Origin of the sequence: Halomonas sp. MS1 (genome assembly GCF_024182575.1) — a bacterium.
Lineage (GTDB): Bacteria > Pseudomonadota > Gammaproteobacteria > Pseudomonadales > Halomonadaceae > Vreelandella.
Map to the genome: position 1 here is coordinate 3,084,414 of NZ_CP098926.1, position 26,847 is coordinate 3,111,260.

The window sequence follows — 26,847 nt, forward strand, 5'->3', positions numbered from 1 at the left end:
TTACTCCTGTTGGCTAATCCACTTTAACCGCCAAGCAAGTAATAGTGCGGCTGTGCTGAGCCCCGCAATCAGGCCCATCCAGTAACCATGGACCCCCAGTGGGCCAGACATACCGCCTAGACCGTGAGTTCCCAGCCAGTGACCACCGCCTAAACCAACAATCCAGTAAGAAAGTACGGTAATGACCATCACGATTCGGGTGTCTTTATAGCCTCGTAATGCACCTGCTAAGTTGACTTGAAGTGAATCGGATAGCTGGAAAATGACTGCCAGGGATATGATGGTGAGCGCCAAAGCCTGGATGTCGGCATTGGAGGTGTACAACGCAATCACCGGCACCGCTGTAAACCAAAGCAATGTACTGTTGATGACGGCCACAATGACACTGATCACGATACCGTTCCAAGCGACAGTGCGCGCCATAGCAGAACGTTGTTGGCCCAATGTATTACCAACACGTACGGTAAGTGCCATGCTCAATGACATCGGCAGCATAAAGAGAATAGACGTGAAGCTTAGGGCAATTTGGTGAGCCCCGACTGTGACCTCTCCGAAACTGGCAATAAACAAGGCTATCAGGGTAAATAACGTCACTTCCACGAAAATAGCCACACCGATGGGCATACCCACTACGACAAGCTCGCGGATGCCGGACAGTGTTGGTGGGGTTAGCGTTTGCCAAATTGAGACGCTTTGATAGGCGTGTCCTTTACGGGTATAGAGAGCCATTGCAACGGCCATTGTCCACATCGAGAGTGCTGTGGCGATGCCGCAGCCGAATGCGCCTAGTGCCGGTAGCTGTTGCAGAGCGCTGGGTAATCCATCACCTAATAGATTAACTAGGCCATAGCCGCCATAGATAAGTAAATAGTTACTGGGAATATTAACGGTTAATCCCACTAAACTAATCCATAACGCGGGGCGGGTGTGATTCATGCCATCTGAAAAGGCTCTAAGCGCCTGAAACAAGGCGATTCCGGGCATGCCGAAGGCAACCGCGGAAAGGTAGGCAGCAGACTCTCTTGCAACCGCTGGAGGCACCCCCATAAGTTCGAAGATAGGTGTCACGACTGTCCACAGCAATACAGCGGCAGTGAGCCCGAGTACTAATGCGACCCACAATGCCTGGTGAACCGCAGGGCGAATATCACTGTTTCGCTTGCCACCCAAAAGGTGCGCCACGATAGGCGTAAGGCCCATTAATGTACCGGTCATAAATAGCATCAGTGGCATCCACAGGCTTGAGCCAACCGAAACGGCAGCTAAGTCGGTGGCGTTATGCCTGCCGGTCATGATGACGTCGACCACGCTCATACCCGCCTGCGCGAGTTGAGCACCACAGATGGGTAGTGCTAACGCTACCAACGTGCGTGTTTCTGGCCAATAGATGGATTTTATATTGCTAGTAAAGCCGCCCACGGTATGTTTCCTGTTTAGCAAAGTGACCCAACAAAAGCCGATAGAGTAGCAGGAGTTACTAGGATCTCGGTAGCTGTCTAATGATTTGCCATCTCTTTATCATCTGGACAAGGCGCGGGTATACTTTACGAAATGAACGACGACGTAGGTATATAGTGACTCAAGAGCAGGAGCGTTGGACGCTTCACGACATAACGGCGCTGTTTGATGGTGTGTTTTTAGCACGCTATCAGACGCGATTAATCAAAGGTGGCGATGAACCCCTATATCGCCCAGCTACATCTGAAACACCTTATCATCAGGTGATTTTTGCGCGCGGTTTTTTTGCTAGTGCGCTGCACGAGATCAGCCACTGGTGCATCGCAGGAGAGAAGCGTCGGCAGCTGGAAGATTACGGGTACTGGTACTTGCCTGATGGGCGCGACGCCCAGCAGCAGCACGCCTTCGAACAAGCGGAGATTGCCCCGCAGGCGCTGGAAAAGCTGTTTACCCACGCCTGCGGACGCACATTCCACGTTAGTGTCGATAATCTAGGTGGGGACGTTGAGGTTGATCGAGATGCGTTTGCCAACAAAGTAGAGGCCAGAGCAGCACGTTATTTAGCAGAGGGGCTGCCATTGCGTGCCAACGCTTTCTTTATCGCATTGACACGCTATTATCAGCATCAAGATACCTTGGTGCAGGCCATTAAACAGGGGCAGCTAGAACTTGACGTGGCGCTGGTCGCGTCGGCTTAGTCTTTCTCGGTAAGCTGTTTGTGAAGCGTTAGCATTACTTCAATTTCGTGCTCGGGCCGCATCGGTTCGAGCCCCATGTCGTTAAAAATTTCGCTGCGTAAACGGTGCCAATCTCTCGCGCTAATCGCTTCATAAAGCACCTGTGCCGGCGCTAATTCAACAAAAGGATCCAAGCCGTAGGTGTCAAAGAGTCGAGCCAGCGCTGCTTCATCCTCGCCGTTATCGCTGGTGTACAGCGTAGCCGAGAAGTGATCGGTCTCTAGTTCACGTATGACATCCAAAGGGCTGACGCCGAGGCTTTCTAGCTCTTCAATACTATAAGACCCCATCACGTTCGTGTCTTCACTGATCCAGCTATCGTCCGGCTGAATGAGTGTTTGCTTAATGCGACCATCAGGTAGAGACCAGGCAATAGCCAGCGGCAAGCCGTCATCTTCGCCCGTCTCAATGGCAATAAATCCTGGGTAATCAGCCACGCTTCGCTCCTTTTAAGCTTCCGCATCAAGGCGGAAAAAATGCTGGGCAGTGCGGGTTGTTGCGTTCCCCAGCTCGGTTTCAGTCACGTCATGCCACTGGGCAATCTCTCTTACAATCCATGGTAGCAAGGCTGGCTCGTGACGGCGTCCTTTTAGTTTGGCTGGAAGATTGCGAGGCAGCAGGTAAGGACAGTCAGTCTCTACCATTAACCTTTCTAACGGAATATCTTTCACTATTGAGCGAAGGTGATGACCTCTGCGCTCATCACAAATCCAGCCGGTTAAGCCAATATGAAGATCTAAATCGAGATAGCCGTGCAGCGTATCTCGGTCAGCGGTGAAACAGTGAATAACGGCTTGGCTGATGTCGTCTCGCCAGCTATGCAGCATTTCACGCATTCGTTGCCCCGCGTCGCGTTCGTGCAAAAATAGCGGTAAGCCACTTTCAGCAGCGAGCGCCAACTGAGCTTCAAACGCTCGCTCTTGCTCGTGAGGCGTTGAAAAATTGCGATTAAAGTCCAGTCCACACTCGCCCACGGCAACCACTTCAGGTTTTTGATGAAGCGCTTTCAACTGGCGCGCCACATCACTATTCCACCCGCTAGCATCGTGTGGGTGAACCCCGGCAGTGGCATATATGCCTGGGGTCTGTTTAGCCAGCTCTACGGCTTGCTCAGCGTGTTCAATATCAGTACCCGTCACTATTAAGGTAGCTACATTGGCCGCTTTCGCCCGTGCAATGACATCAGCTAAATCACGCTGAAAGCTCTCGTGAGTCAGGTTAGCGCCGATATCCACCAAGGGGGCACCAGAGCGAAACTGCAGCGCCTCGGGTAAAAAACTATCCACAGCACTTGTCGCCAAGCGTCACACTCCCAGTGTCAGTTAAAGATTCGATAGCAGCCAGCTCCCGTTAATTATTTAGCCAGCTGTAAAACGCCATTGTAACGCTGGAGAGTAACAACGACTAATGGTCTATCCCGGGTAGGTGTCTCAATCGAATGGCACGAATTGCAAAAAAACTGGCTCGATAGGTAAACAGTAAAGCGGTTTTTACTTTTAACATGAGGATGAAGCATGAAATAAATCGGGCTTAAGGCTCTTTTAATAACAACAATAGACAGGTGAAAAGCATGCATCTATCACGTCATTGCGCTATTTCTGCGCTATCGGCTGCGGTCATTACGGCTAGCTATGCCCCCAGCGTGGCCGCCAGTGAAGGTATTTCAGATAATGAAATCCGCATTGGTTATCTAGCTGATATGTCGGGCGTTTATCGCGACCCCATAGGCCCATTAGGGCAAGATGCCATTGAGATGGCGATTGAGGATATTGGCGGCAGCGTACACGGTGCCCAAGTTGTCGTCTTTAGCGCTGATGATCGCAATAGCCCTGACGTTGGCTCAAGCGTGGTGCGTGAATGGATTGATGAACGCAATGTCGACATGGTCACTGGCCTAGTGGCTTCATCGGTTACATTAGCAGCAGTAGGCTTGTTAGAAGAGGCGGATAAACTTGGCTTAGTGAACGGTGCTGTTTCTTCCAGTGTCACTAACGAGCACTGCTCTCCTAACCATATCCACTGGGTTTACGATACCTGGGCGATGTCTAACGGTACGGCCAAGGCAATTACTCAGGAAGGCTATAAAAACTGGTATTTGCTCAGTGCCGACTATTCGTTTGGCCATGCACTTGAAGCGGATGTAGAGCGAGTGGTCACCGAAAACGGTGGAACGATAGTCGGTAGCGCGCGCCATCCCTTCCCGAACAGTGACTTTTCCTCTTTCATGCTGCAAGCCCAGGCATCGGGTGCTGATGTAATTGCGCTCAATAATGCCGGTGGAGACACCATCAATGCGGTGCAAACGGCAGGCGAATTTGGCATTACTCAAGCCGGGCAGATTCTAGCAGGCATGGTGCTGTTCAGTACTGATATACGCAGCATTGGATTGGAGAGCGCTCAAGGACTGCAGTTCACTAAAGCATGGTATTACGACTTAAATGATGAAACGCGTGCCTGGGCAGAGCGTTTCCGTGAGCGCACCGGCAGCATGCCGACCATGGTGCATGCAGGGCTCTATTCCAGCACCCGCCACTATTTAGAAGCCATAGAGGCAGCGGGAACAGACGACACGCAAACCGTTCGTCAGCAGATGGCCGATACCCCCATTAACGATATTTTTGCAACGAACGGCTACATTCGTGAGGACGGCCGTATGGTCCATGACATGTATCTCGTTGAAGTGAAAACACCGGAAGAGTCAGCTGATGAGGATGACCTCTTCAGAGTTGTGCGCACTATTCCCGCCGAGGAAGCATTCCGGCCACTTTCTGAAAGCGTTTGCCCACTCGTCAACAATTCGTAAAACGCTGAAGCCCTAACAACACATAACAATAAGGACTTGGCATGGAACAGACACCCTTAATTCACCGTAATACGATTGGCGCTGCGCTAAACCGCAGCGCTCGCAAATATTCTCACCAGCTTGCGTTAACGTTTGGTGAACGAACCTGGAGCTATCAATCGCTTAACAATGCCGCTAACAGCGTAGCTAGTGGCTTGTTAGCGGCCGGTCTTTCTCCTGGGGATCGGTTGGCGGTATACGGTAAAAACTCAGATGCCTATGTCATTGCCTGGCTTGCTGCCACTAAAGCGGGCTTAGTACATGTGCCTATTAACTTTGCGCTAAGTAGTGATGAGCTGCGCTATATCCTTGAGCAGTCCGGGGCGAAAGGAGTGCTAAGCGATAGTTCGCTAGCTGACAAAGTGCAGCAGGCAACCCAAGGGTTAGCATTAACGGTCAATGGAACACTGCATACTGATCAACAAGATAGCCAGTTAGGTCGTTTTGATGTCTTGGCTTATGTGCATTCCTCGCCATCAACAAGGGAGCCAGCGGTCGCCGTGGAGGGAAGCAGTCTGGCACAACTGCTCTATACCTCTGGCACAACGGCAGCGCCTAAAGCGGCAATGATGACCCACCAAGCGCTGATGGCGGAATATATGGCCTGCATGGTGGAGTTGGATATCAAGGGAAGTGACGCCATGTTGGCCGCTCTTCCGCTTTACCACTCCGCACAAATGCATGTTTTTTTGATGCCGGCTTTACTACTGGGCGCCCCCATTCATTTGCTTGAAGCACCGCTTCCGGATAGCTGTCTGGCGACGATTACCAAACAAAAAATCGTATCGTTCTTTGCGCCGCCCACGGTGTGGATCAGCTTGCTACGTCATCCTGACGTTGATCAGTTCGATTTAACCACACTCAAGAAAGCGTACTATGGCGCCTCGATCATGCCGGTGCCTGTGTTGGAAGAGATGCAGCAGCGTTTCTCCGATGTTGGTTTATATAACTGTTATGGGCAGAGTGAAATTGCCCCCTTGGCAACGGTATTACGTCCAGATGAGCATGCTGAGCGTCCTGCGTCGGCGGGGCGGCCGATACTTACGGTGGAAACGCGCATTGTTGATTTGGAAATGAACGACGTTGCCCCCGGTGAGCATGGCGAGATTGTCCATCGTTCGCCGCAGTTAATGACGGGCTACTGGGATAAGCCGGAGATGACCGCTGAGTCTTTCCAAGGCGGCTGGTTTCACTCTGGTGATGTGGGTTACTTCGATGAAGCAGGCTATTTATATGTCGTGGACCGGATTAAAGACGTTATCAATACGGGGGGCGTGCTGGTTGCCAGCCGTGAGGTGGAAGAGGCGCTGTTTAAGCACTCGGCTGTTTCGGAAGTAGCGGTGGTGGGGCTACCTGACGAAAAGTGGATTGAAGCGATTACCGCCGTCGTTGTGGTGAAAGAGGGGCAAGTGGTTAGCGAGGATGAACTCATCCTCCATACAAAAAGCTTGATTGCACCCTACAAAGTTCCTAAGCGTGTGGTGTTTGCAGAGGCTCTGCCAAAAAGCACCGCAGGTAAAATTCTTAAACGTCACCTGCGCAAAGACCTAAAGGAGTGAGCATGGACGAGCAAACACAAGCGCTGTTTCATGACATGATCAGCCGCTGCTTAGCGCAGGAAGTGGCGCCTTTCTATGACCAGTGGGAAGCGGATGGTGAAATACCACGCTCTTTATGGCTAGCGCTGGGTGCCGCTGGTCTATTGGGGATTGATCTTGATGAGACCTATGGCGGCTCAGGTGCCGATATTGCTATCACCCAACTAGTACTGGAGGAGATGTCTCGACAAGGATTTGGTGGGCTAGCCAGCGCTTACAACATTCACGCTAATATCGTAATGCCTTACCTGCAAAATTTAGCCACTGATGAACAGCGCGAAACCTGGCTTCCCCGCATGGCAAGCGGGGAGTGGTTGGGGGCGATTGCTATGAGCGAGCCGCATGCTGGCAGCGATCTGGCGGCGATGAAAACCCGCGCGACCAAAACAGCTGACGGGTGGACGCTTAACGGCAGCAAACTATTTATTACCAATGGCCAAGTGGCCGATCTCGTTATTGTCTGTGCAAAAACAGACCCCAGTGCAGGTGCAAAAGGGGTCTCGCTGTTTTTGGTCGATACGTCACTTGCCGGTTTTTCCCGTGGCAAGCCCATTAAGAAAATTGGCCAGCACGCCAGCGATACGGCAGAACTAGCATTTGACCAACTGCAACTGCCTAACAGTGCCTTATTAGGGGAAGAGGGCGCTGGGTTTCGCTATCTAATGCAAGAGCTGCCCCGGGAGCGCTTAGGCGTAGGTGCGCAAGCGCTTGGCGCGGTAGAGGGCGCGTTGGCATTAACGCTTGATTACGTTACCCAGCGTCACGCATTTGGTCAGCGCGTGGCCGACTTTCAAAATACCCGCTTTACGCTGGCTGAGATCAAGGCACAGCTGGATGTCGCGCGTGCCTACTTTGATCAGTGCGTTAATAAGTACCGCCACGGCACGATGACAAGTACCGAAGCCGCGATACTCAAATTACAGCTTAGCGAGCTGCAGTGTCGTGCTGTTGATCGGTGCCTTCAGCTGTTTGGTGGTTATGGTTATACCCATGAGTATCCCATTTCACGCTTCTATTTAGACGCACGTGTGCAAACTATTTACGCCGGTAGTTCTGAGATTATGAAAGAAGTGGTCGCACGCTCGCTGTTGGGCAAAGTGGCTTAAGCGCTTTTCTTAAGTACTTTTCTTAAGCCCTTTTCTTAAGTCCTTTTCCGCTGTGCGTCATTACTAAGGAGAGATTATGCAACTGGATAGCGTTGTTATTGTAAGCGGTGCTCGTACCGCTATTGGCGGGTTTGGTGGGTCGCTCTCATCTTTCGCGCCCCATGAGTTAGGCACTATCACTGCTCAGGAAGCATTGCGCCGTGCAGGCATTGCTGGCGCTGATATCGACCACTCTGTGTATGGCCATATTATTACCACTAGCCCAGAAGATGCCTATCTTGCCCGTCATATCGCGTTAAGTGCGGGTGTGCCAAAAGAAGCCGGTGCCTTTAATGTTAACCGGTTATGTGGTTCCGGCGTGCAGGCAGTGATATCCGCTGCGCAGCAAATCGCTCTGGGCGACAGCCGCTTAGCCTTGGCAGGTGGGGCTGAGTCGATGTCGCGGGGTGCTTATCTACTGCCGCCTCAAGCACGCAATGGCATACGCCTAGGCGATGCCAATATCCAGGATCTTACCCTCGGTATTCTTAGTGACCCATTTGGCAGCGGACATATGGGCATGACCGCTGAAAATATCGCCAAGCAGTATGGCTTAAGCCGCGAGCAGCTAGATCAGTTTGCGGTGGATAGCCATCGTAAAGCGGCAAAAGCCATTGCAGAAGGGTATTTTGACGCGCAAATCGTGCCTGTTGAGGTGACAAAAGGAAAACAGACGGTTTCCTTTGCCCGTGATGAGCATGTGCGAGAAGGCGTTGAGTTAAGCGATTTAGCACGGCTTAAACCGGCCTTTAAAAAAGAGGGAGTGGTTACGGCAGGCAATGCCTCTGGGATCAACGATGGCGCAGCGACCTTGGTGCTGGCGCATGCTGATGAAGCACAGCAGCGCAATTTAACGGTTAGGGCGCGACTGCGCGTGGCAACCACCGCCGGTGTGGAGCCTTCGGTAATGGGGTTAGGGCCAATCCCTGCGGTGAAACGCTGCCTCCAGCAGGCAGGGCTGACGATCAATGACATTGATGTGATTGAGTCCAATGAAGCCTTTGCGGCACAAGCAATGGCGGTTGCCGATACGCTGGGTTTCCCAGTGGAAAAACTCAACCCGAATGGTGGTGCGGTGGCGCTCGGTCATCCAGTAGGCGCGACCGGTGCCATCTTGATCCTAAAAGCCTTACACGAATTGGAGCGACGTCAGGGCCGCTATGGTTTGATCACGCTGTGTATCGGCGGTGGGCAGGGCATTGCGCTGTTAATAGAGCGCGAATAACAAACGGTTTTCCAATAACAATCGACAGGTGTGTTTTATGTCTACGATAACGCCAAAAATACTTCCTTCTACGCCCTCTGCGACTAGCTTGCCGCTGTTAATTAGCGACTTGCTGGAGTCAGGTGTTCGAATGGCGGGGAACAACCAGATTGTTTATCGAGACCAGAGCCGTCATGACTATCAACGTTTTCGTGAGCGGGTACACCAGCTTGCCCATACGCTAACAGCACAGGGCGTTCAGGCGGGTGATGTGGTGGCGGTGCTGGACTGGGACAGCCATCGTTATTTAGAGTGCTTTTTTGCCATTCCCATGATTGGTGCCGTGCTACACACCGTCAATGTACGTTTGGCGCCTGAGCAAATTCACTACACGATGGAGCACGCTGAAGACGTCTTTGTGCTGGTACATGAGGATTTCGTACCGCTACTGGAGCCGCTGGCTGATCAACTACCTAATATACGCGGTTACCTACTTTGCCAAGAAGCGGCGAGTCAAGAAACACAAAGCACCGTCAGCACGTCGCTGCCATTAGTGGGTGAGTTTGAGGCGTTGTTAAGTGAGCAGCCAACTCATTACGAGTTCCCTATTTTTGATGAAAATGCAGTGGCTACGCTGTTCTACACCACGGGCACCACCGGCAATCCGAAAGGGGTGTTTTTTACCCATCGCCAATTAGTCCTACACACACTAGGCGAAGCCAGTACCTTCCAAGCACCGGGTTTTGAGCTGCTCAACCGTGACAAGGTCTACATGCCCATCACGCCGATGTTCCATGTGCATGCCTGGGGCGTGCCTTACACCGCCACGTTGATGGGAGCGACCCAGGTGTACCCTGGCCGCTATGAGCCGGAAATGTTGGTCAAACTGTTGGTGAACGAAAAGGTCGATTTCTCCCACTGCGTGCCAACGCTGTTAAATATGGTGGTGAGCGCTGACGCTATCGCATCGAAAAAAATTGATTTAACCGGTTGGAAGGTGCTTGTCGGCGGCAGTGCGCTAACCCAAGCCCTGGCTAGCCGTGCTTGGTCACTCGGCATTGATACACGTAGTGCCTACGGCATGTCAGAAACCTGCCCGCTGCTAACCGCTGATATTTTACCTCAGGATGTTGCCGAGGCTGATTTTGAAACGCAGCTTCCCTGGCGGTGTAAAGCTGGTTTACCCGTGCCCCTAGTGAAATTGCAGGTGGTTGATGCCAATGGAGAGCCGTTACCCCATGATGGCGTCAGTGTTGGTGAAGTGCGTGCCCAGGCACCCTGGTTAACCCAGGCGTACTACAAAGAAGAGAAACGCAGTGAAGAGCTTTGGCGGGATGGATGGCTGCATACCGGTGATGTTGGCTCGATTGATGAGCATGGTTTCTTGGCCATTAGCGACCGTATTAAAGATGTCATCAAAACCGGTGGAGAGTGGCTCTCTTCACTTGAGCTGGAAAGCTATATCAGCCAATGTCCAGGTGTCGCTGAGGTGGCGGTCATTGGCGTTACGGATGATAAATGGGGTGAGCGTCCAGCAGCGCTGGTTGTTCCCAGCGACGTCAATAACCCGCCCACGGCAGAAGAGGTACAGGCGTTTATGGAGCAGTTCGTCGAACAGGGCAGCATTAATCGCTGGGGTATTCCATCGCTGATTCGTTTCGTAGATGAAATTCCTAAAACCAGTGTGGGTAAGCTGGATAAAAAGCGCATTCGCACTGAGATATAAACGCTAGCGTTTTATGCCCGCCGTTTGCGCCTTGCGGTAAGCGGCGGGTGAATTCCCCGTCCACTGTTTAAACGCTCGGCTAAGACAAGCAAGGTCTTCAAATCCTAGTTTTTCTGCGATGGCTGTCAGTGGCTGTGTGCTGCGAGTGAGTGCTTGAATAGCATAGTCGCGACGGTATTCGTCTTTAACCGCCTGGAAATGGGTACCTTCAAGTTTCAGGTGCCTTGAGAGTGTGCGCACGGACATATGTAACGCGTCGGCCACATGCTGAACCGTGCATGAGGTGGGTAAGTGACGGCTAAGATGTTCGCGAACGCGATGAGTAATCAAACGATCTTCAAAAGAGACGTAGAACCAGTCAGCCGGTGCGCGTTGTAGAAATGCGCCAAGATGCTGTTTCGTTTGGCGTATGGGGTGGTTTAGAAACACCTTATCAAAGTAAACAGCTGTTTGCGGTTGATCAAATTTTAGCTTGCCGGGATAGAAGTAGAGATAGTCAGCACTGTGAGCGGGTTGGGCGTAGCCGCACTCCATCAGGATAGGTGGAATTTTGCGTGCGATCATCCAGGAGGCGATACCGTGAAACAGTTTCAACATCAATTCATGAATCAATATTCGACTGCCGTGAAGCGGGGCGCGTTCTTCAAGCGCCATCCGAGCAAAGTCGCCTTCAATAGTAAAGTCGTAGCCGAAATCATCCAAGAGAATCCGAAAAAACTGCGTATAGCGGTGAAGCGCAACATGCAGCGTAGGCGCATCTAGCAAGCTCAAGCACAGCAGCTTTAGCGTTCCACAGCGTAGCGGCCTGGAGAAAAAGCATGGCGTCTCATCATCTATCTCAAGGGCGAGGAGGCGGTAAAGTTCGGCAAACTGCTCAACAGTGACTCGGCCGTTCGGTGCGCTGAGTAGAAAGGGAGAAATTCCAGCAAGCTCCAGATAGCGGACAGGGGAATGATCAGTGGCGGGTAAGCCACACAGTAGTTCGTTCACAAAGTGCATTGAGACGGTAACGGTCACGATGTCAGCCCTAAACGAGTAGCTTGGCGCTACCTTGTTATTATCACGTGATGGTGGGACGTTAGCACGATGTGTCGTTTGGCTCTATAAGGGCTCTCCTTAACGCGAGCGCATGCGTTACACTGTGCGCCTCATGATGAAGGAGGACACTGCGTGACCTTGTTACGACTCGAACAGCTGCAACTCGCTTACGGCACCCAAGTACTGCTTAACCGCGCCGACCTAACGGTTGAAAAAGGCGAGCGGCTGGCGCTGGTCGGGCGCAACGGCACCGGTAAATCAACGCTATTAAAACTAGTCGCGGGCGATATTCATGCCGATGATGGTTCCATTTGGCGTGCGCCGGGCTTGAAGATTGGCGTATTGTCCCAGGAGCTACCTGAATCCTCAGGCATGACGATTTTTGACATGGTTGCTCAGGGGCTGCCGGAAGCGGGGGAATTGCTTTCTGAATACCAGCACCTGATCAATGATCCAGACCCCGACATGAATCGCATGGCCAAGCTGCAAACCCGCATCGAGGCTATCGACGGCTGGTCTTTCCATCAGAGCATTGACGTCGTACTCACTCGTTTAGGGTTACCCCCTGAAGCTGAAATGAGCGCGCTTTCCGGTGGCTGGCGCCGCCGTGTTGCGTTGGCGCGTGCCTTGGTTTCTGAGCCGGACTTGCTGCTTCTTGACGAGCCTACCAACCATCTTGATCTAGACACGATTGCTTGGTTGGAAGAGCAACTGCTGGCCTTCAACGGCGCGGTATTACTGATTACCCACGACCGTGCCTTTTTATCTAAGCTGGCCACCACGATTCTTGAGCTAGACCGAGGCAAGCTTGGTCGTTATCCCGGTAACTATGCCGAGTATCAAGAGCGTAAGCAGCACGAGCTAGAAGTAGAAGCGCGGGAAAATGCGCTTTTCGATAAAAAACTGGCCCAAGAAGAAGTCTGGATTCGTCAAGGCGTCAAAGCGCGGCGTACACGCAACGAAGGGCGTGTGCGTGAGCTTGAGCAGATGCGTTTGGAGCGTAGCCAGCGACGTGAACGTCAGGGGACTGCCAACCTCACTGTCGACAGCGGCGAGCGTACTGGTAAGCGGGTAGTCGAGCTGAAAGGCGTAACACAGCGCTTTGGTAATGATGTCATTCTGCGTGATGTAAATCTTGAAGTGATGCGCGGCGACCGCATTGGTTTCCTTGGTCGCAACGGTGCAGGTAAAACAACGCTGCTGAAAATCTTGCTAGGCGAGCTTGCTCCAACAGAAGGTAGTGTTCAGTTGGGGACCAATTTAAAGGTCGCTTATTTCGATCAATTACGTGCCGGTTTAGAGCTGGAAAAAACCGTCTACGACAACGTCGCCCAAGGCAGCGATCGGGTAACCGTTGGTGGAAAAGATCGTCACGTGATGAGCTACCTTCAGGATTTCCTATTCACGCCAGATCGTGTTCGACAGCCGGTGAAAGCCCTTTCTGGCGGCGAATCCAACCGTCTGTTGTTAGCCAAGCTGTTTACTCAACCTGCCAACGTATTGGTGTTGGATGAGCCTACCAACGACCTGGATATGGAAACCCTGGAACTGCTTGAAGAGCTGCTGCTGGACTTTGATGGCACGCTGCTCCTGGTCTCTCACGACCGGACATTTATGGATAACGTCGTGACCAGCATGCTGGCTTTTGAAGGTGAGGGGGTTGTGCGTGAATACGTGGGTGGCTACACGGATTGGATTCGCCAAGGAGGTAAACTGCCACCTGCTCCGTGGGAAGGCGCTGCCCGCCAGAACACTGAACCGACCAGCATTGCAGTTGAAAAAGCGCCAGAGAAGCCGGTTGCTGAGCCTGTTAAAAAAACCGTTAAGCTCTCTTACAAAGTGCAGCGGGAGTTAGATGCGTTACCTGCGGAGATTGAGCGCCTTGAGAATGAAGTAGAGGCGTTAGAGCAAGAGATTGGCGACCCCGCTTTCTATCAGCAAGAAGCCAGTGCCGTCACAGCAAAATTGCAAGCGTTAGAGAACGTACAGCAAACGCTTGAAACGGCAATGGAGCGTTGGATGGAGCTTGAGGCGATGGCCAGCGGTGACTGACACCAGCAGCGAATGAGTAAAGGCACCCAATGGGTGCCTTTCTACACGAGTTACTCGTCGCTCTCTTCACCTTTTTTGCCGACCCGAACGGCCAAAACGTCGCACTGCGCGCCGTGAAGTACGCCGGTAGACGTGGAGCCTAGCAGCAGGGCAAAGCCATGGCGCCCATGCGAGCCAACAACGATCAGGTCGACATTGTGCTCTTCTGCAAAACGATGAATTTCCGTGTCTGGCATGCCGACGACGACATGTTGATCAGCAGGCTCGACGTGAGGGGCGGCAATCTCAGTCAGCCGCTTCTTCGCGTGGTCATCCAGCTGGTCTTGAATGCTGGTGAGATCCATCGGAATGTCACCACCGTAAGCGAAGCCCAATGGCTCAAGGGTATGCATGATCGAAATCTTGGCGTCGTCATTGCGAGCGGCAATCGCGACCGCACGCTCCAAGATTTTATGGGAGTCTTTAGTTAAATCAACGGCTACTAAAATGTGGTGATAGCTCATGGCTTATCTCCTTCGTGATAATTAACAAAGAGAACGCTTTGTTAGATGACCTTTACTTTAGGCTTCAAGTGCCATCTTAACAACGATCTATGTCATGCTTTTTTAAGTTAACCCGATAGTATGACTAATTTTAACATCCATGCTGATGGCCAGTATTTGCGACTAGGAGAAGTGGTTAGATGGAGTGGCTTATTATTATTTTTATATCGCTGTTTGTTATCGCACCGGTAATGTGGCTTAAGCCCAGCCCGCGGCAGAAGCGCCATATGGCGCTGCGTTTGAGTGCCGCCAAGAAGCACGGGGTAGTGATCAAGATGGAGAAGCCCCCGTTGCATAATTTTCGAGGCACGATGCCCGCCTATCGGTGGTATTTTTCCCATCACGCGCCAGGGCCTGATTTTGTGTTAGTGCGTGAATCGAACGCAAGTGAAGCGCTGGAGCTTTATCATGCCGGGTGGCGTTGGCGCATTGCACCATTACGGCCATTGCCAGAAGAGGCAAGCGCTACTTTGAAAGCCCTGCTAGAGCGCCTTCCACAAGATGCTTTGGTGGTCGAATCAAACGCGACGGCGTTAACACTATGGTGGTGGGAGTCACAAACTGCAGAGCGTTTTGCTATCTATGGAGAAGATTTTCAGACGCTAAGAAAGGCGCTTAGCGGATTGTCAGACCGCCCTGCTGCAAAGCCGCTAAACGGGGCTGGCGAAACAGCAGGGCAGTGATGGGCGTCTTACGCCGTGGGACTGTCTTGGTCTCTTAACTGAATCGCCATACCATTGGACTCTATTAGCGCTAGCCACTTGTCTAACTGATCTAGGTCACTGTCACTTAGGCCCGCCAGCATCTCTTTGCGTGCCTCCAGGACGACGCTGTCGATTTGTTCAAGTAGCGGCATTGCCGCTGGCGTCAGATAGAGTCGTTTGCTTCGGCGATCATTATCGCAGGCCCGTCGCTCAACCAGCCCTTGCTCCTCAAGTTGTCCAAGGGTTCTGACTAATGAGGGCGCTTCTACGCCAATCACCCTTGCTAAATCACACTGTGGGTTGCCTTCACCTAACTTCCATAAATGGTAAAGCGTCACCCAGCGTGTTTGTGTTAACCCCAAGGGTGCCAGCCTTCGATCAAGAATAGAGCGCCACAAGTGGGGCAGACGTGCAATGCGAAAACCAATTGTTGAAGCCATAGTAAACAGCTACCGAAAAATGTAAGTAGGCGAATTGTCATAAGCTGCGCCGCTGAATGCAAGGCGTTATGTTATTCGTCCGTTGACAGATCGTTTTCAGAATTGTTGTTTCCGGGTATAAAGCGCCGCAAATTTAGCGCACTCAAGCCGCTAGGTTGGATTTTGCTATCCGCTATCGTGGCTTTTTCCAAATCTTCCGAAACAGTAAACCGGATCAGCCCCAGCCGTTGTCCGCTGGCGGTCATAATGTCGATACGCCACTCTCCCGACGGTGCTTCTGGGAAGTTTTGCTTATGGCTCCAGGCACGATAGCCCTGCTCCCGTCCACCGTTGATAGCAAGTTCTACTTCATCTAACAATTCGCCGTTGTGGTGCCATGCATGATGAATTGTCTCGCTTAATCCACGCGGTGCCCGAATGGCGGTGTAAACGTAAAGGCCGGTAGAACGAATTGCGTCTGGCGTAAGCGCCATGGCTCCCTGCGGCTCGCGGCTCTGAATATCTAGCGCTGGAGAAAGTGCACTGTTTGTCATCCATAAGCTGGCAGGAGGTACCCATATTTTGCCGAGCCAAGCCGCATAGGCCAGCACGATAGTGAGCACAAAGAATCCGCACCAGCGCGTTAACGAGCGTTTTTTAAGTAAGTGCCAAAAACTGGGCAGCGCTACCAATATGGTGATCACTAGCGCAAGGATCAAACTTTGGCCAGTCGTCAGCTGCAGCATGATAGGCAGAATAACCAGTACCACTAAAAAGACACATTGGGCATGAAAGATAAAATAGAGGCTTCGCCAGCGCCCAGCGAGTTTGTAATAGAGCGGATCTATGATCGACAGTATTGCCATTGCGATCACTAACAGCGCAAATAGTGTCTGCCCGCTGTTCCACACGGTTGTAACCAGGATAAATGGCAACGTAAAGAAAAGTGTTTCCTGGTGAATCATTTGGGCGATAAAGGTAGTAACACCGCGGGGCAAGGTGGGATGGCCGCGTTTAGCAAGCCAGCGCCCGATGAGGCTCTCAGAAAGCAATAGCAGCCAGGCAAAAAGAAGTCCCAGCGCTAATACCGCTCCTAGCCACTGTTGGCGGTCCACCAGAAAAAAACTACCTAGCCCGGCGCCAAACGCGATAGGTGGCCACAGCCAGCTCCAGGGTTTTAAGCGTTCGACGGTACGTTCAACCCGTGCTTGTAGTGCCGTAATACGGGCGGGAGTAAAGAAACTACCCATGGCGTTGTTGGCTCATAAATGAAAACAGCATGATCGTTGGATTCGTCAGTAAAGTCGATGCGTTCCCTATCCTGTCTATAAAAAGCGCAAAAAATGTGGGCCTGCTGTAAGTTGATTTGTGTAAGTGCACTTGAGAGATAAGCGCATTAGCCAAAAGTCAGGGCTTGACGTTCCTCATTATCTCAACCAAGCTTACGCAATCAAACGACCGTATGAAATGCGTGGCAGGTCCGATTAAAGGTGCCAGCCCGAACTTGTGGAGAGAGCGCGGATGATCTATCAAGGCAATGCCATCACGGTGGAGCGTCGTGACACCCAAGGTGGCAATGACATCGCTAAGCTCACTTTCGATCTGAAAGATGAGTCCGTTAATAAGCTGTCCAGTGCTGTTGTGGCAGAGTTGGGCGAGGCAGTAAAAGCGCTTCAAGCTGAAAGCGGCCTACAGGGGTTGATGATTAGCAGCGGCAAAGATGCGTTTATTGTCGGCGCTGACATCACCGAATTTCACAGCCTTTTTGACAAAGGCGAAGAGTATCTCGTCGAGATGAACCTTAAGGTTCACGACATCTTCAATGCGATTGAAGACCTGCCTTTTCCAACCGTGACGGCCATTAATGGCTTGGCACTGGGTGGCGGCTGCGAAGTACTGTTGACCACCGATTTCCGAGTAATGAGCGAGAAAGCCAAAATTGGCTTGCCTGAAACCAAGCTAGGCATTCTGCCAGGTTGGGGGGGATGTGTACGTTTACCCCGCTTGATTGGTGCGGATAACGCCATTGAGTGGATTGCTGGCGGCACTGAAAATCGTGCTAACGCAGCACTTAAAGTCGGCGCAGTCGATGCTGTCGTTACTCACGAGCTGCTTGAAGAAGCCGCGCTGGACATTCTAGACCGTGCCAATGCCGGTGATTTAGATTACCAGGCGCGCCGTGAAGAGAAGAAAGCACCGCTTAATCTTAATGCCATTGAGCAAATGATGGCGTTTGAAACTGCCAAAGGGTTTGTCGCTGGCAAGGCTGGCCCTCACTATCCTGCGCCGGTAGCGTCGATTAAGGTGATTCAGAAAGGCGCTGGCGAGACCCGTGCCCGCGCCCAGGCGATTGAAGCAAAAGCATTTGCCAAGCTAGCACTCAGTAGCGTTGCCTTTAACTTGGTTGGCTTGTTCCTTAACGATCAAGTTGTGAAGAAAAAAGGTAGCAAATACGAGAAGCAGTCGCAGCCCGTTAAGCAGACCGCTGTGCTGGGTGCTGGCATTATGGGCGGTGGTATCGCCTATCAGAGTGCCAGCAAAGGCACGTCCATCATAATGAAAGATATTAACGATGAGGCGATTGAGCTGGGTCTGAAAGAGGCGCGTAAGCTATTTGCTAAGCAGGTAGAGCGTAAAAAGCTGACGACTGAGCAGATGGCTGAAAAGCTGACCAACATTCGCCCCACGCTTTCTTACGGTGATTTCGGCAATGTTGATCTAGTGGTTGAAGCTGTCGTTGAAAATCCCAAGGTCAAGGACGCCGTGCTGACCGAAGTGGAAGGCATGGTGAGCGAAAATACCATCCTTACCTCCAACACCTCGACGATTTCTATCAACCGCCTAGCCAAAAACCTTAAGCGTCCAGAAAACTTCTGCGGCATGCACTTTTTTAACCCTGTGCATCGTATGCCGCTGGTGGAAGTTATTCGTGGCGAGAAGACGTCAGATGCAGCGGTGGCCGCCACAGTTGCCTACGCTCGTGCAATGGGCAAAACCCCGATTGTTGTGAATGACTGCCCCGGCTTTTTGGTCAACCGCGTACTGTTCCCCTATTTTGGTGGCTTTAGCTTCCTGGTAGAGCAGGGCGCTGATTTCCAACGCGTTGACAAAGTGATGGAAAAATTTGGCTGGCCCATGGGTCCTGCTTACCTGCTAGACGTAGTGGGGCTAGATACAGCGGTACACGCTAACGAAGTGATGGCGGAAGGCTTCCCGGATCGCATGGCGCGTGACGGCAAAACCGCTATTCAGGTGATGTACGACAATAAGCGTCTGGGCCAGAAGAACGATAAAGGCTTCTATGCCTATGAAGAAGATAAGAAAGGCAAGCCTAAGAAAGTTACCGACGAACAAGCCTACGCGCTGGTGAAAGACGTCGTGAAAGAGCAGAAAGAGTTTTCTGATGAAGACATTATCGCTCGCATGATGGTACCGCTTTGTCTGGAAACTGTTCGTTGCCTTGAAGATGGCATCGTGGAAACTCCCGCTGAAGCCGATATGGCATTAATCTACGGCATCGGTTTCCCTCCCTTCCGCGGTGGCGCACTGCGCTACATTGACGCGATGGGTGTTGCCGAATTCGTGAAGCTAGCCGAAAACCTTGCGGAAGAGTTAGGCCCGCTTTACGCGCCCACTGAGAAGCTGCGTCAGATGGCTCAAAATAACGAGCAATTTTATGCTGGCTCTCAGGCCTAACCACCACGCAAAGGAGATATAAGATGAGTTTGAACCCAAGAGATATCGTGGTGGTTGACGGTGTACGTACCGCCATGGCGAAAGCTAAACATGGTGCATTCCGCAATGTGCGCGCTGAGAACCTGTCAGCAGCCGTCATGCAGGCGCTGTTTGATCGTAACGCGAATTTAGACCCGTCCGAAGTTGATGATGTTATCTGGGGCTGTGTTAACCAGACGCTCGAGCAGTCCATGAACATTGCGCGTAATGCGGCAATCATGACCGGTATTCCACGCTCGGTGCCTGCGCAAACTGTTAACCGTCTGTGTGGTTCCTCGATGACGGCACTACATATTGCTGCGGCCAACATTAAAGCAGGCATGGGCGACTTTTACGTGATTGGTGGGGTCGAGCACATGGAGCACGTGCCCATGGCTCACGGTGTTGATGTTAACCCCGCTGCCAGTAAATACGCCGCAAAAGCCGCCATGATGATGGGGCTGACCGCTGAACTGCTGGGCAAAATGCACGGTATTTCTCGTGAAGACCAGGATAAGTTTGGCGTGCGCTCCCACCAGCGTGCCCAGGCCGCGATGGAAAAAGGCTACTTCGATAACGAAATCATTGGTGTTGAAGGCCACGATCAGCGCGGTTTTAAAATTCTGTTCAAGAACGATGAAGTGATTCGTCCTGAGGCGAGTATCGAGTCAATGGCCAGCCTCAAGCCGGTATTTGATCCTCGCAACGGTACCGTTACTGCGGGCACGTCATCTGCATTGTCGGTAGGGGCTTCGGCAATGGCTGTTATGAGCTACGAGCGCGCTCAGGCGCTGGGGCTTGAGCCGATTGCAAAAGTGCTTTCAACAGGTGTTGCAGGTTGTGATGCCTCTATCATGGGTTACGGCCCAGTGCCTGCGTCTAAAAAAGCGCTGAAAGCCGCTGGCTTGTCGGCAGCCGATATTCAAACGGTTGAGCTTAACGAAGCGTTCGCTGCACAAGGTCTGCCCGTTTTGAAAGATCTAGGCTTCCTAGATGCCATGGATGAAAAAGTAAACCTCAACGGTGGTGCCATTGCGCTAGGCCACCCGCTGGGCTGTTCGGGCTCGCGCATCTGTACGACGCTACTTAACGTTATGCAGCAGCGCGATACTACTCTCGGCCTTGCCACTATGTGTATCGGCATGGGGCAAGGGGTTGCGACGGTGTTTGAACGACTCAAATAAACACCGCGTTTACCCACAAAACGGCACCCATGCGGTGCCGTTTTTGCGTTCAGAGCGGCATTAAAATAAACCGTTATCCAGTCCCGCTGCCATGTAAAGGCCTAGCTCTTCTACTTGGTCGGCAAAAGTGTCCTGCCATTGACCACGTAACGTTAGTGGTTCCTGGACCCAGCGCCAACGTAGTCCTGTCACAATGCTTTCTACTGCACGCCGGGTGCCGGTGCCGTCGTGTCCAGCGCGAATATAGAGAGCGCATGGAAGCCCTTGTTTCTCTTCCAATATGCTGTAGTAGCTGCGATCAAAAAAATCCTTAAGTGCACCGCTCATGTAGCCCAGGTTTTCTGTCGTGCCCAGCAAGATGCCATCGCAGGCGCGAATATCATCGGGACCAGCCTCGAAAGGCGTTTTTACTATGCAGGCAACCTGCTCAACAACGTCTTGGCTTGCGCCCCGCTTAGCGGCATCACGCAGAGTGCGTGTATTAACTGATGGAGCATGGGCAACGATTAATAGCTGTTTCATTGTAGTGCCCCTGTTAACTGGAAATTTGCGTAGTAAGCGCAAAGTGTCACACTGCTAAGTACGACTACGATGAGAGCCTATATGTCTGATAATGCCTCTATCAATGTTTTCTACGATGCTGTTTGCCCTGTTTGTCGGAAGGATCGACGTCTTTTTGAGCGTTGGGCTGGCAAGCATGGTAACGGGATTAACTGGTGTGATGTGACTGAGCATCAGCAACGATTGCGTGAAAAAGGGGTAACACCAGAAACTGCTTTACGCTCGCTGCATATCGAAAAAGCTGATGGCACGCTTATCGAAGGTATTGATGCCTACCGTTTGCTGATGATGCGTATTCCTCTGCTTGTGCCAATCGCATGGCTTATTGGCCTGCCAGGGATCAAAAAAGCGTTACGCTGGTATTATGATCGCTGGGTGAGAAAGCGCCTAAAGCGGGAAGGGCGTTGGTCTGAATAAGTATGGATATTGATATAGGGAATTTATCATGAAGCAGCGTCTTCAATGGTTAGTGCCAGCATTCGCAATGTTTACTATGTTAGCGGGATGCGCTGGTCAGCCAACCTCCTCTCAAGCACCTGATGCTGCCGTTGCTCAGAAGGTTTCACCTGGCGTGGCTCAGGTATCTTCAGGAGCGGCGCAGCCAGGCTACGTAACTAGCCGCCAAGTAACCGACTGGGTGCCGCCGCTGTTAACCAGCCCGGAAGAGAAGGCGGCCTACTATGTTAGCCGATTGGCAGACAGGCGGTTTGTCTCGCAGTACGGCGGACAAGACAATCCCCGAACTTGGTATATTGCGGCAGAGCGGTTAGGAGAAATTGGCTTGCCCGCTGTGCCTTTGCTGTTTACGCGCCTCAATACAACCGATGACTATGAGTTGATGTTAGCCCTGTATGCGCTTCAGCTTGCCACCCAGGATCCGCTATTGATGGCAAGAACTCGAGGTGACTATATACAGTTGCCCACCGTGTTAGATGCGACGGCAAATGCTGAAAATGTGCGCATCGCGCGTCACTGGTGGCAGCGGCATTCAGCACAGCTAGGTGAGTAGTAATGCGCTGTATTGATAGCGCAAATTGGCGTATCCAACTGGAGTATTGTGCTCAAGCCGTGTAGGCTCCATCGCTTTCTAAGTTCTGTGAATGACTAAGTTCTGTGTATGACTAAGTCCTGTGTATTAGCCTGATGCGTTGGAGCCTATCATGAGTGATCTACCCAATTGTCCTGCCTGTGCCTCTGAGTTTACCTACGATGATGGGATTCAGTATGTCTGCCCGGAATGCGGCAACGAATGGTCAAAAGTAGCAGAAGAGGGCGCTGAAGAAGCTGACTCTGGTATTCGTGATGCTAACGGCAATATGCTGGCAGATGGTGACAGCGTCACTGTCATTAAAGACCTCAAGGTCAAAGGCAGTTCACTGGTGGTTAAGGTAGGCACTAAGGTTAAAAATATCCGTTTAGTCGATGGTGATCACGATATTGATTGTAAGGTCGACGGTATTGGGCCCATGAAGCTTAAGTCAGAGTTCGTCAAAAAAGCCTAGTACGCAAAGACATAGTACTTAAAGGCATAGCGCCTTCACCACAAGGTGCTGCTCTTTTAAAAAAACCTGCGAAATCCTCGCAGGTTTTTTTCGTTTAGCGCATCGATAGTTTTTTCAAATGATAATGATTGTTGTTTTTGATGCTATCAGAGCCGAACGTGCTGTTATTTTGCACAAATTGATAACGATTTTGCTCTAGGGCTTCACATCAAATTTATACAGGACTAAAATGGTACCCATTAACGGGTAAGCCAACTGTAACGGCGAATGGGAGTCAACATGCTCAAGCTTTCTCGGCTGACAGATTATGCCGCTGTCGTGATGGCGCAAATTGCTCGCCATCCACAGGCATCGCATGCGGCGGCTGATTTAGCAGATGCAGTGCAGCTACCACATCCGACTGTTAGTAAGACGCTCAAGATGCTGGTGAAAGCCGGCCTTCTGGAGTCACAGCGCGGTGTCCAGGGTGGTTATCGACTGGCGCGACCAGCGTCGCATATTACGGCTGCCGATATTATTGCTGCAATTGAAGGGCCGGTGGCAATGACCGAGTGTAGCCAAGCGGAGGGTGAGTGTGATCTGGCGGCTACCTGCGGTGTCGCTGATAACTGGCAGCGAGTCTCACTGGCGATTCGCACGTTACTGGAAAGCGTTACGCTGGCGCACTTGGCCGATACGACGCCAATCAAGCTACCCGTACAGCTACCGATTCAAAGCATTAGCCTGGCATCTGCTTAGGCAATGCAACATAGACTAACCCTATTGACGGCGAGCTAGGCTCGCCACCCAACTGCCCGGAGGGTATCACCATGGCAAGCGAAGAAATGGAACAGTTGGTTCGTCGCGAATACAAAGATGGTTTTATAACCGATATTGAAAGCGACACCCTGCCACCTGGCCTTGATGAAAACACCATTGCCTTTATCTCTAATAAGAAAGGCGAGCCGGAATGGATGCTGGAGTGGCGCCTAGATGCATACCGTCAGTGGTTGAAGATGAAAGAGCCGTCCTGGGCGCATCTTGATTATCCGCCCATTGATTATCAATCGATCTCTTATTTCAGTGCGCCCAAGCGCCCGGAAGATCGCCCTCAGAGCCTGGATGAAGTTGATCCTAAGCTTCTTGAAACATATGAAAAGCTTGGTATTCCTTTGCATGAGCGTGCGGCGCTTGCCGGTGTGGCCGTCGACGCTGTATTTGACTCTGTTTCCGTGGCAACCACGTTTAAAAAACAGCTAGGCGAAGCGGGCGTTATTTTCTGCTCAATTTCTGAAGCTATTCGCGATTACCCAGACCTCATCAAACAGTATCTCGGTACGGTCGTTCCGGTGGCTGATAACTATTTTGCCGCACTAAACTCGGCTGTATTTACCGATGGGTCGTTTGTGTTTGTTCCTGAAGGCGTGACTTGCCCTATGGAACTGTCGACCTACTTCCGGATTAATGCGGCCAACACTGGCCAGTTCGAGCGCACTCTGATTATCTGCGAGAGTCGTGCTCAGGTGTCTTACTTGGAAGGCTGTACGGCGCCAATGCGTGATGAAAACCAGCTTCACGCGGCTGTGGTAGAACTCGTTGCGCTGGATGATGCCTACATTAAGTATTCCACCGTTCAGAACTGGTATCCCGGTGATGAGAACGGCAAGGGCGGGATTTACAACTTCGTTACCAAACGTGGCGATTGTCGCGGTGAGCGTTCGCGCATCAGTTGGACACAGGTAGAAACCGGTTCGGCGATCACCTGGAAATATCCTTCTTGTGTTTTGCGTGGCAAAGACAGTATCGGTGAGTTCTACTCCGTGGCGGTGACTAACGGCCGTCAGCAAGCGGATACTGGCACCAAAATGATTCACATTGGCGAAGGTACCCGTTCCTATATTGTTGCCAAAGGCATTTCGGCAGGTAAGAGCGATCAATCTTACCGTGGCTTGGTCAAAATTGGCCCTCGTGCCAAAGGGGCACGTAATTTCACTCAGTGTGATTCGTTGTTAATTGGCGACAAGTGCGGTGCCCATACCTTTCCTTATCAAGAAATTGGCAACAGCACCGCCACAATTGAGCACGAAGCCACCACGTCGAAGATCGGTGAAGATCAGCTGTTCTACTGCCAAAGCCGTGGGATTTCTGAAGAAGATGCGGTCAGCATGATTGTTAACGGCTTCTGTAAAGACGTTTTCCAAGAGCTGCCGATGGAATTCGCGGTAGAAGCCGAAGCGCTTCTAAGTGTGACGCTTGAAGGCGCAGTGGGTTAACCACTTCGGCCCCGACTTATTTTATGGGAGACGCGCAAGCGTCCCGCAAGAATTTAAAAGGTTATGACTATGTTGCAAGTTAAAGATTTACACGTCACCGTCGACGGCAAAGAAATTTTGAAAGGTTTAACGCTCACCATCAATGCCGGTGAAGTGCATGCCATTATGGGCCCGAACGGCGCGGGTAAATCCACATTGTCGGCAGTGATTGCCGGTAAAGATGGCTACGAAGTGACCCAGGGTAGCGTTACCTTTGAGGGGCAGGACGTGCTGGAAATGGAAATTGAAGAGCGCGCTCAAGCGGGCTTGCTACTAGGTTTCCAATACCCAGTGGAAATTCCAGGGGTGAAAAATATCTATCTGCTCAAATCGGCGCTTAATGCACAGCGTGCCGCACGTGGTGAAGCAGAAATGCCCGCTCCTGAGTTTATGAAGCTCGTCAAAGAGAAGCTGGGCTTTATGAAGATGGATGCCAGTTTCCTGCAGCGTGCCGTCAATGAAGGTTTCTCTGGCGGTGAGAAAAAGCGCAACGAAATTCTTCAGATGCTGGTGCTTCAGCCAAAGCTTGCCATGCTTGATGAAATTGACTCTGGTCTCGATATCGACGCGATGAAAGTCGTTGCCGATGGCGTTAACAGTCTGCGGGCTGAAGAGCGAGCCATTCTGCTGGTCACTCACTATCAGCGTCTGCTTGACTATATCGTACCGGATAAAGTGCACGTCTTAGTCGACGGTCGTATTGTGAAGAGCGGCGACGCTGAGCTTGCTAAAGAGCTGGAAGCCAACGGCTATGAAGGCATTGAGGAGTCTGTGGCATGAGCGATACGCAAACGTTTTTGGACACGCTGAAAGCGCGTAGCCAACAGCGCGGAGTTGAGCCAACTTGGATCGCGGCCCGCCGCCAAGCGGGAGCTGCCCGCTTTGAAGCCATGGGGTTTCCAACTCGCCGCGATGAAGAGTGGAAATATACTGACGTACGTACGATTGCCCAGGGCAACTTTGCGCTGGCTGAGACTGCGGACTTTTCCCAGGCACAAGCAGCCGCGCTTACGCTGCCGTTGGATGCGTACCGACTGACCTTCGTGGATGGTGTTTTCTCAGCCGCATTGTCGGACTTAGAAGCACTGCCGAGTAACGTTCAGGTAATGCCGCTCTCTAAGGCTCTGGCTGATAACCATGAAGCCGTGGGTGGGCCGCTGGGGCGCTTAACGGGAGTAGATTTCTCCCCGTTCGCCGCGCTCAACACCGCGTTTATGGAAGAGGGTGCTGTGGTGCGCATTGCACCGGGTAGCGTGGTGGAAAAACCCATCCTACTGCAGTTTCTGTCCCGCGCGGGCACGCCAGTAATGTGCCATCCGCGTATTTTGGTTGAAGCAGCAGGGCGCAGTGAAGCAACGTTAATTGAGCACTATATCGGTGAAGCCGATGCGGCCAACTTCACCAACGTGGTTGCAGAGCTGATGCTGGATCGCGGTGCGATTCTGAATCACTACAAATTGCAAGAAGCGCCCTTGGGTGATCTGCATGTCGCCAGTATTCATGTTGAACAGGGCCGAGACAGCCGCTACAGCTCCTACAATCTGAATTTGGGCGGTGCGCTGGTACGCAACGACCTGATTAGTGATTTAAACGGCCAAGGCGCGGAAACCAACTTCTATGGCCTGTTCTTTGGTCAGGGTCGCCAGCACGTGGATAACCACACCAAGGTTAATCACAATGCGCCGCTGACGTTCTCGAACGAGAACTACAAAGGCATTTTGGATGACCGTGCCCACGGCGTCTTTAACGGTAAAGTGTACGTTAAGCGCGATAGCCAGAAGATCGAAGGTTTCCAAAGTAACCAAAACTTATTGCTTTCCGATCGCGCGCATATTGATGCCAAGCCTGAGCTTGAAATTTATGCTGATGACGTGAAGTGTTCTCATGGCACCACCACGGGGCAGTTGGATGAAGACGCGATCTACGCGTTGCGTACCCGCGGCATCGACAAAGCGACAGCGCGAGGCTTGTTAACGCTTGCATTTGCTGGCGAGGTGCTTGAACAGGTCGCGCTAGATGTGATTGCTGAGCGGGTGGAGTTGGCGGTAGCGGGCAAGCTGCCGGAACGCTTCAATCTCGCTGGATTGGTAGAAGCAGCGGCTGCGCTCAACGACTAACGCACTCAACGAC

General features: G+C 51.9%; 25 protein-coding genes. 17 read left to right on the forward strand and 8 right to left on the reverse strand.

Going from position 1 to position 26,847, the window contains the following annotated elements:
- A complete protein-coding gene (locus NF683_RS14055) occupies nt 1-1,419 on the reverse strand; it encodes an MATE family efflux transporter (protein WP_253920267.1) in 1,419 nt (472 codons plus the stop codon).
- A 155-nt stretch (nt 1,420-1,574) separates the two neighbouring features.
- Between NF683_RS14055 and NF683_RS14060 the strand changes: the two genes are divergently transcribed.
- The gene (locus tag NF683_RS14060) at nt 1,575-2,156 is read left to right on the forward strand and encodes an elongation factor P hydroxylase (protein WP_253920268.1); all 582 of its coding nucleotides are present in this window, start codon (nt 1,575-1,577) and stop codon (nt 2,154-2,156) included.
- On the opposite strand, the gene NF683_RS14065 is transcribed toward NF683_RS14060, so the two are convergent.
- On the reverse strand, nt 2,153-2,632 hold the full coding sequence (locus NF683_RS14065; protein ID WP_038483013.1) for a hypothetical protein: 480 nt from the start codon (nt 2,630-2,632) through the stop codon (nt 2,153-2,155). The genes NF683_RS14060 and NF683_RS14065 overlap by 4 nt on opposite strands.
- 12 nt (nt 2,633-2,644) lie before the next feature.
- Complete coding sequence (locus NF683_RS14070; protein WP_083002708.1) at nt 2,645-3,496, reverse strand: TatD family hydrolase; 852 nt, start codon at nt 3,494-3,496, stop codon at nt 2,645-2,647.
- Nucleotides 3,497-3,765: 269 nt separating this feature from the next.
- On the opposite strand from NF683_RS14070, the gene NF683_RS14075 reads away from it, so the two are divergent.
- The 5 genes from NF683_RS14075 to NF683_RS14095 all read left to right on the forward strand — a co-directional run bounded on the left by NF683_RS14075 (nt 3,766) and on the right by NF683_RS14095 (nt 10,710).
- Nucleotides 3,766-4,998, forward strand: coding sequence for an ABC transporter substrate-binding protein (locus NF683_RS14075; RefSeq protein ID WP_089037643.1), 1,233 nt, complete (start codon nt 3,766-3,768; stop codon nt 4,996-4,998).
- 41 nt (nt 4,999-5,039) lie between these two features.
- Nucleotides 5,040-6,596, forward strand: a complete 1,557-nt coding sequence (locus NF683_RS14080; protein ID WP_253920269.1) for a fatty acyl-CoA synthetase — start codon at nt 5,040-5,042, stop codon at nt 6,594-6,596.
- A gap of 2 nt (nt 6,597-6,598) precedes the next feature.
- Nucleotides 6,599-7,741 (forward strand): acyl-CoA dehydrogenase family protein, encoded by a 1,143-nt coding sequence (locus tag NF683_RS14085; RefSeq protein WP_125746921.1) that lies wholly within the window; start codon nt 6,599-6,601, stop codon nt 7,739-7,741.
- 76 nt (nt 7,742-7,817) lie between these two features.
- Nucleotides 7,818-9,005 (forward strand): beta-ketothiolase BktB, encoded by a 1,188-nt coding sequence (gene bktB / locus NF683_RS14090; RefSeq protein ID WP_253920270.1) that lies wholly within the window; start codon nt 7,818-7,820, stop codon nt 9,003-9,005.
- Nucleotides 9,006-9,042: 37 nt separating this feature from the next.
- Nucleotides 9,043-10,710 carry a fatty acid--CoA ligase gene (locus NF683_RS14095; protein WP_089037647.1) on the forward strand — a complete coding sequence of 556 codons (1,668 nt, stop codon included), beginning with the start codon at nt 9,043-9,045 and terminating at the stop codon, nt 10,708-10,710.
- 3 nt (nt 10,711-10,713) lie between these two features.
- On the opposite strand, the gene NF683_RS14100 is transcribed toward NF683_RS14095, so the two are convergent.
- Nucleotides 10,714-11,727, reverse strand: coding sequence for an AraC family transcriptional regulator (locus NF683_RS14100; protein WP_089037648.1), 1,014 nt, complete (start codon nt 11,725-11,727; stop codon nt 10,714-10,716).
- 153 nt (nt 11,728-11,880) lie between these two features.
- Here NF683_RS14100 and NF683_RS14105 point away from each other — a divergent pair, with 153 nt between their 5' ends.
- On the forward strand, nt 11,881-13,800 hold the full coding sequence (locus tag NF683_RS14105; protein ID WP_089037649.1) for an ATP-binding cassette domain-containing protein: 1,920 nt from the start codon (nt 11,881-11,883) through the stop codon (nt 13,798-13,800).
- A gap of 50 nt (nt 13,801-13,850) precedes the next feature.
- On the opposite strand, the gene NF683_RS14110 is transcribed toward NF683_RS14105, so the two are convergent.
- On the reverse strand, nt 13,851-14,303 hold the full coding sequence (locus tag NF683_RS14110; RefSeq protein ID WP_038483043.1) for a universal stress protein: 453 nt from the start codon (nt 14,301-14,303) through the stop codon (nt 13,851-13,853).
- Between the two features lie 179 nt (nt 14,304-14,482).
- Here NF683_RS14110 and NF683_RS14115 point away from each other — a divergent pair, with 179 nt between their 5' ends.
- Entirely contained in the window at nt 14,483-15,025 is a 543-nt protein-coding gene (locus NF683_RS14115; protein ID WP_089037650.1) for a preprotein translocase subunit YajC, read from the forward strand.
- Nucleotides 15,026-15,033: 8 nt separating this feature from the next.
- Here NF683_RS14115 and slyA read toward each other — a convergent pair whose 3' ends face one another.
- On the reverse strand, nt 15,034-15,486 hold the full coding sequence (gene slyA / locus NF683_RS14120) for a transcriptional regulator SlyA (protein ID WP_089037651.1): 453 nt from the start codon (nt 15,484-15,486) through the stop codon (nt 15,034-15,036).
- A gap of 71 nt (nt 15,487-15,557) precedes the next feature.
- On the reverse strand, nt 15,558-16,715 hold the full coding sequence (locus NF683_RS14125; protein WP_089037652.1) for a DUF5924 family protein: 1,158 nt from the start codon (nt 16,713-16,715) through the stop codon (nt 15,558-15,560).
- A gap of 271 nt (nt 16,716-16,986) precedes the next feature.
- On the opposite strand from NF683_RS14125, the gene fadB reads away from it, so the two are divergent.
- The gene (gene fadB, locus NF683_RS14130) at nt 16,987-19,161 is read left to right on the forward strand and encodes a fatty acid oxidation complex subunit alpha FadB (RefSeq protein ID WP_089037653.1); all 2,175 of its coding nucleotides are present in this window, start codon (nt 16,987-16,989) and stop codon (nt 19,159-19,161) included.
- 23 nt (nt 19,162-19,184) lie between these two features.
- Nucleotides 19,185-20,363 (forward strand): acetyl-CoA C-acyltransferase FadA, encoded by a 1,179-nt coding sequence (gene fadA / locus NF683_RS14135; protein WP_089037654.1) that lies wholly within the window; start codon nt 19,185-19,187, stop codon nt 20,361-20,363.
- Between the two features lie 60 nt (nt 20,364-20,423).
- Here the strand turns inward: fadA and NF683_RS14140 are convergent, their stop codons facing one another.
- Nucleotides 20,424-20,885, reverse strand: coding sequence for a flavodoxin family protein (locus NF683_RS14140; protein ID WP_089037655.1), 462 nt, complete (start codon nt 20,883-20,885; stop codon nt 20,424-20,426).
- Nucleotides 20,886-20,966: 81 nt separating this feature from the next.
- On the opposite strand from NF683_RS14140, the gene NF683_RS14145 reads away from it, so the two are divergent.
- The 7 genes from NF683_RS14145 to sufD all read left to right on the forward strand — a co-directional run bounded on the left by NF683_RS14145 (nt 20,967) and on the right by sufD (nt 26,834).
- On the forward strand, nt 20,967-21,341 hold the full coding sequence (locus NF683_RS14145) for a thiol-disulfide oxidoreductase DCC family protein (RefSeq protein ID WP_089037656.1): 375 nt from the start codon (nt 20,967-20,969) through the stop codon (nt 21,339-21,341).
- Between the two features lie 28 nt (nt 21,342-21,369).
- Entirely contained in the window at nt 21,370-21,933 is a 564-nt protein-coding gene (locus tag NF683_RS14150) for a hypothetical protein (protein WP_089037657.1), read from the forward strand.
- A gap of 151 nt (nt 21,934-22,084) precedes the next feature.
- Nucleotides 22,085-22,426 (forward strand): zinc ribbon domain-containing protein YjdM, encoded by a 342-nt coding sequence (locus NF683_RS14155; RefSeq protein WP_089037658.1) that lies wholly within the window; start codon nt 22,085-22,087, stop codon nt 22,424-22,426.
- Between the two features lie 279 nt (nt 22,427-22,705).
- Nucleotides 22,706-23,164, forward strand: coding sequence for an SUF system Fe-S cluster assembly regulator (locus NF683_RS14160; RefSeq protein ID WP_083002775.1), 459 nt, complete (start codon nt 22,706-22,708; stop codon nt 23,162-23,164).
- A 71-nt stretch (nt 23,165-23,235) separates the two neighbouring features.
- Nucleotides 23,236-24,678 carry a Fe-S cluster assembly protein SufB gene (sufB, locus tag NF683_RS14165; RefSeq protein ID WP_089037659.1) on the forward strand — a complete coding sequence of 481 codons (1,443 nt, stop codon included), beginning with the start codon at nt 23,236-23,238 and terminating at the stop codon, nt 24,676-24,678.
- Between the two features lie 69 nt (nt 24,679-24,747).
- Nucleotides 24,748-25,497 carry a Fe-S cluster assembly ATPase SufC gene (sufC, locus tag NF683_RS14170; RefSeq protein WP_089037660.1) on the forward strand — a complete coding sequence of 250 codons (750 nt, stop codon included), beginning with the start codon at nt 24,748-24,750 and terminating at the stop codon, nt 25,495-25,497.
- On the forward strand, nt 25,494-26,834 hold the full coding sequence (gene sufD, locus NF683_RS14175; RefSeq protein ID WP_089037661.1) for a Fe-S cluster assembly protein SufD: 1,341 nt from the start codon (nt 25,494-25,496) through the stop codon (nt 26,832-26,834). Before sufC ends, sufD begins: the two co-directional genes overlap by 4 nt.
- Nucleotides 26,835-26,847: the final 13 nt, after the last annotated feature.

Excerpts from the sequence above, each read along its gene's own strand:
- NF683_RS14075 (WP_089037643.1), top strand. The coding sequence starts at position 3,766 with ATGCATCTATCACGTCATTGCGCTATTTCTGCGCTATCGGCTGCGGTC.
- NF683_RS14080 (WP_253920269.1), top strand. The coding sequence starts at position 5,040 with ATGGAACAGACACCCTTAATTCACCGTAATACGATTGGCGCTGCGCTA.
- NF683_RS14085 (WP_125746921.1), top strand. The coding sequence starts at position 6,599 with ATGGACGAGCAAACACAAGCGCTGTTTCATGACATGATCAGCCGCTGC.
- bktB (WP_253920270.1), top strand. The coding sequence starts at position 7,818 with ATGCAACTGGATAGCGTTGTTATTGTAAGCGGTGCTCGTACCGCTATT.
- NF683_RS14095 (WP_089037647.1), top strand. The coding sequence starts at position 9,043 with ATGTCTACGATAACGCCAAAAATACTTCCTTCTACGCCCTCTGCGACT.
- NF683_RS14110 (WP_038483043.1), bottom strand. The coding sequence starts at position 14,303 with ATGAGCTATCACCACATTTTAGTAGCCGTTGATTTAACTAAAGACTCC.
- NF683_RS14115 (WP_089037650.1), top strand. The coding sequence starts at position 14,483 with ATGGAGTGGCTTATTATTATTTTTATATCGCTGTTTGTTATCGCACCG.
- slyA (WP_089037651.1), bottom strand. The coding sequence starts at position 15,486 with ATGGCTTCAACAATTGGTTTTCGCATTGCACGTCTGCCCCACTTGTGG.
- NF683_RS14125 (WP_089037652.1), bottom strand. The coding sequence starts at position 16,715 with ATGGGTAGTTTCTTTACTCCCGCCCGTATTACGGCACTACAAGCACGG.
- fadB (WP_089037653.1), top strand. The coding sequence starts at position 16,987 with ATGATCTATCAAGGCAATGCCATCACGGTGGAGCGTCGTGACACCCAA.
- fadA (WP_089037654.1), top strand. The coding sequence starts at position 19,185 with ATGAGTTTGAACCCAAGAGATATCGTGGTGGTTGACGGTGTACGTACC.
- NF683_RS14140 (WP_089037655.1), bottom strand. The coding sequence starts at position 20,885 with ATGAAACAGCTATTAATCGTTGCCCATGCTCCATCAGTTAATACACGC.
- NF683_RS14145 (WP_089037656.1), top strand. The coding sequence starts at position 20,967 with ATGTCTGATAATGCCTCTATCAATGTTTTCTACGATGCTGTTTGCCCT.
- NF683_RS14150 (WP_089037657.1), top strand. The coding sequence starts at position 21,370 with ATGAAGCAGCGTCTTCAATGGTTAGTGCCAGCATTCGCAATGTTTACT.
- NF683_RS14155 (WP_089037658.1), top strand. The coding sequence starts at position 22,085 with ATGAGTGATCTACCCAATTGTCCTGCCTGTGCCTCTGAGTTTACCTAC.
- NF683_RS14160 (WP_083002775.1), top strand. The coding sequence starts at position 22,706 with ATGCTCAAGCTTTCTCGGCTGACAGATTATGCCGCTGTCGTGATGGCG.
- sufB (WP_089037659.1), top strand. The coding sequence starts at position 23,236 with ATGGCAAGCGAAGAAATGGAACAGTTGGTTCGTCGCGAATACAAAGAT.
- sufC (WP_089037660.1), top strand. The coding sequence starts at position 24,748 with ATGTTGCAAGTTAAAGATTTACACGTCACCGTCGACGGCAAAGAAATT.
- sufD (WP_089037661.1), top strand. The coding sequence starts at position 25,494 with ATGAGCGATACGCAAACGTTTTTGGACACGCTGAAAGCGCGTAGCCAA.